Raw genomic sequence first — 8,220 nt, 5'->3', positions numbered from 1 at the left:
GGGGCGGGGGCAGGGGGCGGGTCAGGGAATCGTGCGGAGCCAGTCGGCGATCGCGGTGCCCAGCTCGTCGGGGCTGTCCTCGGGGACGAAGTGGTTGCCGGGCACCTGCACCTCGGTCAGGTTCGGCCAGCGGCGCACCAGGTTGCGCTGCCGGCCGACCAGGATCGAGCCGGGGTCGGCGTCGACGAACAGCTTGGGGACGTCGGAGCGGGCCAGCCACTCGCCGTAGGCGTCGACAGCGTCGTGCACGTCCGGCGGCACGTGCTCGATCGGGATGTTGCGCGGCCACTCCAGCGTCGGCCACCGGCTCTCGGGCGTCGGGTAGGGCGCCCGAGAGCGCTCGTGCGCCTCGGGGGTCAGCCCGTGCAGGGTGGAGGCGGGGAGGATCCGCTCGACGAACGTGTTGCGCTCGAGCACCAGCTCCTCGCCGCGGTCGGAGCGCATGCCCTGGAACACGCCCTTGGCCGCGCGCGGCCAGTCGGCCCACAGCAGCGGCGTCACGATGGTCTCGGTGAACGCGATGGCCCGGATCCGCTCCGGGTTCTTGCGGGCCCAGTCGAACCCGAGCGCGCCGCCCCAGTCGTGCAGCACCAGCGTGACCCGCTCCTTCGCCTGCACCTCGTCGAGCAGGTCGGCCAGGAATTCCGCGTGCGCGGAGAAGGAGTAGGTGCCCCGCTGCGGGTCGGGCAGCTTGTCCGACTCGCCCATGCCGATGAGGTCCGGCGCGATGCACCGGCCGAGCCCGGTCAGGTGCGGGATGACGTTGCGCCACAGGTAGGACGACGTCGGGTTGCCGTGCAGCAGCACGACCGGGTCACCCTCGCCGGTGTCGACGTAGGCCATCTCGTGCCCGCGGATGCGCACCCGCGAGCGGGGGAACCGGTCCTCCGGCGACACCGTCATGGCCCCAGCGTGGCCCCGCACCGAGAAGATCGCAGAAGACGCTTGACCCTGACGCGACGTCAGGCAGTTCCATCCACGTCGTCAGAGGAGGCAGAAGGATGAGCCACACGGTGGGGGAACTGGCCGCGATGGCCGGGGTCACGGTGCGCACGCTGCACCACTACGACCGGATCGGGTTGCTGACCCCGTCCGGCCGCACCTCGGCCGGGTACCGCGTCTACGAGCTGCCCGACGTGGACCGGCTGCAGCAGGTGCTGCTCCACCGCGGGCTCGGCTTCGGCCTCGAGGAGATCGGATCGCTGCTGGACGACCCGGACGTCGACGCGGGTGACCACCTGCGCCGGCAGCACCGACTGCTCACCGAGCAGCGGGACCGGACCGACCGGATGGTGGCGGCCGTCGAGAAGGAGATGGAGGCACTGGCCATGGGCAACCCCGTGACCCCGCAGGAGAAGCTCGAGGTGTTCGGCGACTGGCTGCCCGAGGAGTACGCCGACGAGGCCGAGCAGCGGTGGGGGGACACCGAGGCGTGGGCGCAGTCGCAGGCCCGTACCGGCAGCTACACCAAGGCCGACTGGCTGGCGATCAAGGCCGAGACCGACGACCTGGAGCGGCGGGTGGCCACGGCGCTGGCCGAGGGAGCCCCGGCCGACGGCGAGCGGGCGATGGACCTGGCCGAGGAGCACCGGCAGCAGATCAGCCGGCGGTTCTACGACTGTCCGCCGGAGATGCACGCCTGCCTGGGCCGGATGTACGTGGAGGAGGACCGGTTCACCGCGTACTACGAGGGCATCGCGCCCGGTCTCGCGGCGTTCCTGGCGACCGCCTGTCAGGCCAACGCCGCCCGCCGGGGGTGACCCGGCTCGGCGGTCCCGGCACGGGGACGCCCTCTTGCCCCCTCGGCGGGGGCCCGGCACGATGCCCGCGTGCCCCACGACGTGGACCTCGCCGACCGCGTGCGCGAGGCGCTGGCCGCCGTCCCCGACGTCACCGAGAAGCGGATGTTCGGCGGGCTCGCCTTCCTCGTCGGGGGCGCCATGGCGGTCGCGGTGAGCGGCAGCGGTGGGCTGATGGTGCGCTGCGACCCCGCCGTGGCCGACGATCTCGTCGCGCGCGACGGCGTCGCGCGGATGGTCATGCAGGGGCGGCAGCTGGCCGGGTGGGTCCTCGTCGACCCGGGGCTGCTGCCGACCGTGCCGGCCGTGGCGGAGTACGTGGCGACCGGCCGGACGGCGGCCCTGGCCGCCCGCTGAGGCGACGGCGGGCCCGCTCCCGGTGGGGAGCGGACCCGGCCAGCCGCACAGTCAGCCCAGAGCGGCGCGGGCGGCGCTCGGGGCCGGGGCCGGGGCCGGCAGGCCGAGGAAGAAGCCCTGACCCAGCCGCACCCCGCACGACTGCAGGGCGGCCAGCTCGGCTGCGGTCTCCACGCCGCTGGCGACGACCTCGCACTCCCGGGCCGCCGCGAAGGGCACGAGGGCGGCCAGCAGGGCGCGCCGCGCGGGGTCGTGCTCCAGGCCGGCCGTGGTCTCGCGGCCGAGCTTCAGGAACGCCGGCCGCTGCTGCTCGACCCGGCTGAAGCTGTCGTAGCCCACCAGCGGGTCCTCCAGCGCCACCCGCACGCCGAGGGGGACGTCGGCCGGGTCCAGGTCCCGCCCGCCGACCAGCCCGCCGGACTCCAGCACGACCGGGCTGGTGGCCCGCCCGACGATCGAGGCCAGCTCGCGGCGGGCGTCCCACATGCCGGCGGACACGTTGACCGAGACCCAGGCACCCGCCGGCAGGCCTGCGGCGGCGGCCAGCGACGCCCGCAGCATGGCGCCGTCGAGGTCGACGCCCAGCCCCCGGTCGCGGGCGGCGGCCAACCGCTCCTCGGGCGGCCGCCCGTCGGCGAACCGGCAGAGGGCCTCGTAGCCCACCGGTTCCTGGGTCGTCAGGTCGACCACCGGCTGGAAGACGGTGAAGAAGATGAAGTCGCGGAACGCGGCCACGACGGCGGCCTCGCCGTCCGGCTCGGCCGCGGTGACCGGACGCGGCGGCAGCGGCCGCTCCTCACCGCCCGGCACGGCGGACGCCACCGACGGCAGGCCGTAGTGCAGCACCGACGCCCAGTCGGGCACGGCGGTCGGCTCGACCACGCCGACCGCGCGGGTGGGTCGCGGCCGCCGGTCCGGCGCCGGGGCGGCGCCGACCCCGCGGGCCGGGGCGGTCGGGACCGGCCGGTACAGCCAGTCCCGCAGGTGCACCCACAGGTCGGTGGCGGTGTGGCCGAGCCCGACGAAGGCCACCATGGCGTAGGTCGCCAGCACCGCGTTCAGGGTCGCGAAGCCCAGGTTGACCCACTGGCCCAGCCGGACGTCGACCACGATCGTGGCCACGCACCAGGCGATGAGGGCCATCGGCGCGAGCAGGTACACGGCCCCGGCGGTCGTGCGGTCCCGCACCTTCGGGGTCCGCTTGAACGCGCTCTTCTCCCCGGTGATCAGCTGCAGCAGCGAGGCGAAGGTGCCCGACAGGTTCACCGGCAGCAGGATCAGGTTGAAGCCGTAGATGCGCAGCACGTCGGTGCGCCGGTAGCCGACCGAGCGCAGGTCGCCGGCCATCATCAGGAAGTAGGGCACCGACACCAGCAGCAGCAGCGGGTTGAGCAGCTCGTCGTTGAACGGGTAGAGCAGCATGCCGAGCAGGCAGATCGAGCTCCAGCAGATCGAGGCCATGTAGTTGACCCGCAGGAACAGCTCGCCGAACCGGTTGCGCTCGCCGCGGGCCCGCCGGGCGCGCACCTGCTGGCGCAGCTTGCTCAGGATGAGCAGCCCGCCGTTGGCCCACCGCTGGCGCTGGATGCACAACGAGCCGAAGTCCGGCGGGGTGGCCGAGTAGGCCAGCCGCTCGGGGTAGTTGACCAGCGACCAGCCGTGCACGCCGAGGTCGATGGTCGACTCGGTGTCCTCGATGACCGTGCGGTCCTGGATGTAGCGGCGGATCTCGAAGTCGCCGTCGAAGTCGACCTCGACGATGGCGTCGAGGGCCTTCTTCCGCAGGACGGCGTTGGCCCCGACCCAGAAGGTGGCGTCGTACTGGGTCATGCCCTGGTGGACGATGTGCTGCAGGTCGGTGGAGGCCCCCGAGATGCGCTCGAGGCGGGTGGCGGCCCCCGGGAACGAGCTGTAGGGCGTCTGCGCCACCGCGACCCGCGCGTGCGAGTTCTGGCTGAGCAGGTGCACCATGCGCGCGGCGTACTCGGGCAGCAGCATGCTGTCGGCGTCCAGGGTGAGCACGAAGTCGGGCTCGTCGACGACCAGGTCGGCGGCGCGGGCCGAGCAGGGCACGAGCGCCAGCCCCACCGGGGTGTCCACCTCCTGGTAGCTGCCGCCCATGAGGCCGATGTAGCTGTTGAGGTTCATCGCCTTGTTGGGCTCGTGCGACAGGGACCGGTACCGCTTGCGCTCGAAGCTGGTCACGCGGGCGGTGAAGGTCGACACCAGTCGGCGGTGGAGCTGGCGCAGCCGCTCGACCGGCAGCACGACCTCCTCCGCGGCGGCGTCGGCGAGCGCGGCGGCGACGGTGGCCAGGTCGCGGGCCAGCCCGCCGAGCACGTGGTCGACGAAGAACTGGTCGGTGTGGTCGAGCACGGGGTGCTCGGCGCCGAGCTCGGTGAGCCAGTCGACGGCGAAGGTGTAGTGCTCGGCCAGCGCCGACACGTCGGCGGTGGCCGACACCCGGCCCTCGGACAGCTCGCGCTCCAGCAGGGCCTGCGCGGCCTGGAAACGGCTGGCCGGCACGGCCAGCTGGGTCTCGATGACCTCGGGTTGGGCCCGGGCGTCGGCCAGCAGCCGGCGCGCGCGGGCCGTCGTCGGGCGCTGCGGGTCGTCCAGCAGCAGGACGACCTGCAGGCCGGGGTACTCCTGCAGCGCGGCCGACAGCAGCGTGGTGCGGATGGTCCGCTCGTCCTCCTGGTAGGAGGGCACCAGCACGGTCACCGGCGCCGCGGCCGGGGTGTCGAAGAAGGCGTCGAGCACCGCCCGGGAGGCACGCTGGTGGGCCCGGGCGCGGTAGAAGAAGCCGATGCGGGTGATCAGGTAGGCCATCGCCGAGGTGGCCAGACCGGTGACCATGAGCAGGTAGACCACGGCCTCGATGACCAACCGGGCGCTGTCGGCCTTGCCCTCGATGAACTGCTGCTCGACGGTGTAGGCGACGTACACCGCCCACGCCGAGACGGTGAGCACGATGGCCAGGCGCCCGATGGCCATCCGGCCCTCGGACACCTTCGCCGGCACGAGCGGATGCGGGGCGGTGCGGCGGTCACTGCCCCACTGGCGGCGGACCGCCGGCGGTCCGGGGTCCGGGTGCTGCTGGGTCACGGTGGTCTGCTCTCGTCGTCCGTCGCACGGGTCCGTGCCCGCGTCCTGCGCCGTCCATCGGCGCCGGGCGGCCCGGTGTTGAGCCGCACCCCCCGGGGGGATGAGGTCGGAGGACCGGTGCGGTCCCCCGGCTCCAGGGACGCCCCCGTCGTGCCGACACACCTGGGAGAGCAGGCCCTCCCCTGGGGAGCGGACACCCGAGCAGGACGAGACGGAGCACCCGCATGACCCCGAGCACCCCGCCGGTCGGAGACCAGGACGGCGACCTCGACGCCGACCTCGACGGCGACCAGCCCGTCGCCCGCCGGCTGTCGTGGTCCCGGCTGACCCTGCTCGTGGCGGCCGTGGGCTCGCTGACCGCCGCGGCCGTCGTCCAGGTCGACGACGTCCGGTCCCCCGAGGCTGTCCCGGCGCCCTCCTGGCACGTGCCCTACGTCGACGTCACCCTCACCCCGACCTTCCAGTTCCAGGACCCCGCGGCCAACCCGGCCCGGACCGTGGCGCTGGCCTTCGTCGTCGCCGACCCCGACGAGGACTGCGCGCCCAGCTGGGGCGGCTACTACTCCCTCGACGAGGCCGGGCAGGACCTCGACCTGGACCGGCGCATCACCCAGCTGCGGTCGGCCGGCGGCGACGTCGTGGTCAGCTTCGGCGGGCTCACCAACGACGAGCTGGCCGTCGCCTGCGCCGACGAGCAGGACCTCACCGACGCCTACCGCGACGTCGTCGAGCGCTACGACCTCTCCTCGGTCGACCTGGACGTCGAGGGCACCGCCGTGGCCGACCGGGCGGCCACCGAGCGCCGCGCCCGGGCGCTGGCCACGGTGCAGGCCGAGCGGCGCGCCGAGGACCGGCCGCTGTCGGTCTGGCTGACCCTGCCGGTGACCCCCGACGGCCTGACCGCCGACGCGGTCGACCTGGTCGGCGCCACACTGGACGGCGGGGTCGAGCTCACCGGGGTCAACGTCATGACCATGGACTACGGCGGCTCCAAGCCCGCCGGCACCGGCATGCTGGCCGCTGCGGAGGACGCGCTCACCGCGACCGCCGGGCAACTGGCCGACCTCCACGAGCGGCGCGGCGAGCCGCTCGGGGACGCCGCCCTGTGGGCCGGGCTGGGGGCCACGCCGATGATCGGCCAGAACGACGTCGACGGCGAGGTCTTCACCGTCGAGGACGCCGCCGGCCTGACCGCCTTCGCCCGCGACCGCGGCCTGGGCCGGCTGTCGATGTGGTCGATCAACCGCGACCAGCCCTGCGGCGCCAGCTTCACCGACGTCGCCGTGCACTCGAACACCTGCAGCGGCGTGGCGCAGGAGCCGTTGGCCTTCACCACGGCGTTCAACCGGATCGGCGCAGCCGGGGCGGCCCGCCCCGTCACCGAGGTGGTGCGCACCGACTCCCGCCAGCCCGTGGTCGACGACCCGGCGACGAGCCCGTACCCCGTGTGGCGCGCCGAGGCCCAGTACCCCGCCGGCTACAAGGTCGTCTGGCGTGGCCAGGTGTACGAGGCGCGCTGGTACGCCACCGGCGTCGACCCCACGACACCGGCGACGAGCAGCTCGCCCTCGCCGTGGTCGCTGCTGGGCGCGGTGGGCCCCGCCGAGGCCGCCCCCGAGCCGGTGCCCACCGTCACCGACGTCACCGACGCCTGGGACCCGACCACCCTGTACACGCGCGGGGCACGGGTGCTCTTCGAGGGCCTGCCCTACGAGGCGCGGTGGACGGTGCAGGCCACGTCACCGGGCGTGCTGTTCCCGATCGGGCCCGACGAGGCGTGGGCGCCGCTGTTCACCATCCCGGGGGAGCCCGCCGGCCGGTGAGGGGGCACCCTGCAGGGGTGAGGGAGCTCGTCGTCGTCCTGCGCCGGCCCTGGGTGCAACGGGGCATCCGGGCCTCGCTGGCCGCGGCCCTGGCCTGGCAGATCGCCCTGCTGCTGCCGGCCACGCTCTCGGACTACGCCTACTACGCGCCGCTGGGCGCCGTGATCGCGGTGCACCCGACGGTCGCCGACTCGGCGGGTGCGGCCTGGCGCACGGTGGCCGCGATGTTCCTGGGCTTCGGCCTGGCCGTCGTGGTGTACGAGCTGACCCGCGACGTGCCCAACGCGTTCACGATCGGGCTCATCGTCGCGCTGGCGATCGTGGTGGAGCAGTGGCGGTTGCTGCGCGAGCAGGCCAGCTGGGTGAGCTTCGCCGCCGTCCTCATGCTCACCATCGGCACCGACGACCCGGGCGCCTACGTGCTGCGCTACGGCGGGTTGACCCTGCTGGGCGCCGCGGTCGGCGTCGCGGTCACCACCGTCCTGTTCCCGCCGATGATGCTGTCGGTCGCCGTCGAGCGGATCGCGGCCACCCGCGGCCTGGTCGCGGCGCACCTGCTGGACATGGCCGACGCCGTCCGCAGCGGCACCGTGCCCGACCCCCAGGACTGGTCCCGGCGCGGGGAGCAGCTGGGCACCGCGCTGGACCGGATGCGCACCGCCGAGACCCAGGTCGAGCGGGCCCGGCGGGCCAACCCGCGGGCCGCCCGCTGGCAGGGGACGGCGCTGCGGGTGCGCGAGCAGTCCCGAGCGCTGGACCGCGTCGCCGTCCTCATCGACGACCTGACCGACCTGGTCGCGGAGTTCCAGCCGCACCGGCGCGGGCTGGACCGGGTGGACGACGGCACCGGGTGGGTGCTGGCCGACGCGCTCACCGGCCTGGCCGGGGTGGTGCGGATCCCCTACCACGACGGACCGGGGCACGACGCCCGCGACGACGCGATCGGCGCGGCGGTGGGTGCGCTGGACCGGCTGACCCAGCTGCTGCGCAGCTCCGCGGTGCCCGACGAGGAGGGCTTCTTCGCCCTGGGCGCGGTCACCGTCGGCGTCCGCCGCTCCCTGCGCGCCCTCGACGCCGAGGTCCGACCCGAGACGGTCCGTGCCCCGCACAGCTGAGCCGGCCGGTACCGGGCT

6 protein-coding genes are annotated in these 8,220 nt (G+C 74.3%); 4 read left to right on the top strand and 2 right to left on the bottom strand.

Going from position 1 to position 8,220, the window contains the following annotated elements:
- Window positions 1-21 precede the first annotated feature (21 nt).
- Window positions 22-903, bottom strand: a complete 882-nt coding sequence (locus TEK04_RS14800) for a haloalkane dehalogenase (RefSeq protein WP_336405117.1) — start codon at window positions 901-903, stop codon at window positions 22-24.
- Window positions 904-1,001: 98 nt separating this feature from the next.
- Here TEK04_RS14800 and TEK04_RS14795 point away from each other — a divergent pair, with 98 nt between their 5' ends.
- Window positions 1,002-1,760, top strand: a complete 759-nt coding sequence (locus tag TEK04_RS14795) for a MerR family transcriptional regulator (RefSeq protein ID WP_336405116.1) — start codon at window positions 1,002-1,004, stop codon at window positions 1,758-1,760.
- Between the two features lie 69 nt (window positions 1,761-1,829).
- Window positions 1,830-2,156: a TfoX/Sxy family protein gene (locus tag TEK04_RS14790; protein ID WP_336405115.1), complete on the top strand. Its 327-nt coding sequence runs from the start codon at window positions 1,830-1,832 to the stop codon at window positions 2,154-2,156.
- 51 nt (window positions 2,157-2,207) lie between these two features.
- Here the strand turns inward: TEK04_RS14790 and TEK04_RS14785 are convergent, their stop codons facing one another.
- Window positions 2,208-5,264: a glycosyltransferase family 2 protein gene (locus TEK04_RS14785; RefSeq protein ID WP_336405114.1), complete on the bottom strand. Its 3,057-nt coding sequence runs from the start codon at window positions 5,262-5,264 to the stop codon at window positions 2,208-2,210.
- Between the two features lie 224 nt (window positions 5,265-5,488).
- Between TEK04_RS14785 and TEK04_RS14780 the strand changes: the two genes are divergently transcribed.
- Window positions 5,489-7,087 (top strand): chitinase, encoded by a 1,599-nt coding sequence (locus tag TEK04_RS14780; protein WP_336405113.1) that lies wholly within the window; start codon window positions 5,489-5,491, stop codon window positions 7,085-7,087.
- 17 nt (window positions 7,088-7,104) lie between these two features.
- The gene (locus tag TEK04_RS14775; protein ID WP_336405112.1) at window positions 7,105-8,202 is read left to right on the top strand and encodes an FUSC family protein; all 1,098 of its coding nucleotides are present in this window, start codon (window positions 7,105-7,107) and stop codon (window positions 8,200-8,202) included.
- Window positions 8,203-8,220 lie beyond the last annotated feature (18 nt).

Origin of the sequence: Klenkia sesuvii, from assembly GCF_037083825.1 — a bacterium.
Classification (GTDB): domain Bacteria; phylum Actinomycetota; class Actinomycetes; order Mycobacteriales; family Geodermatophilaceae; genus Klenkia; species Klenkia sesuvii.
Note: the sequence above shows the minus strand (reverse complement) of the source record. Positions and strands in the feature narration are given on the sequence as shown.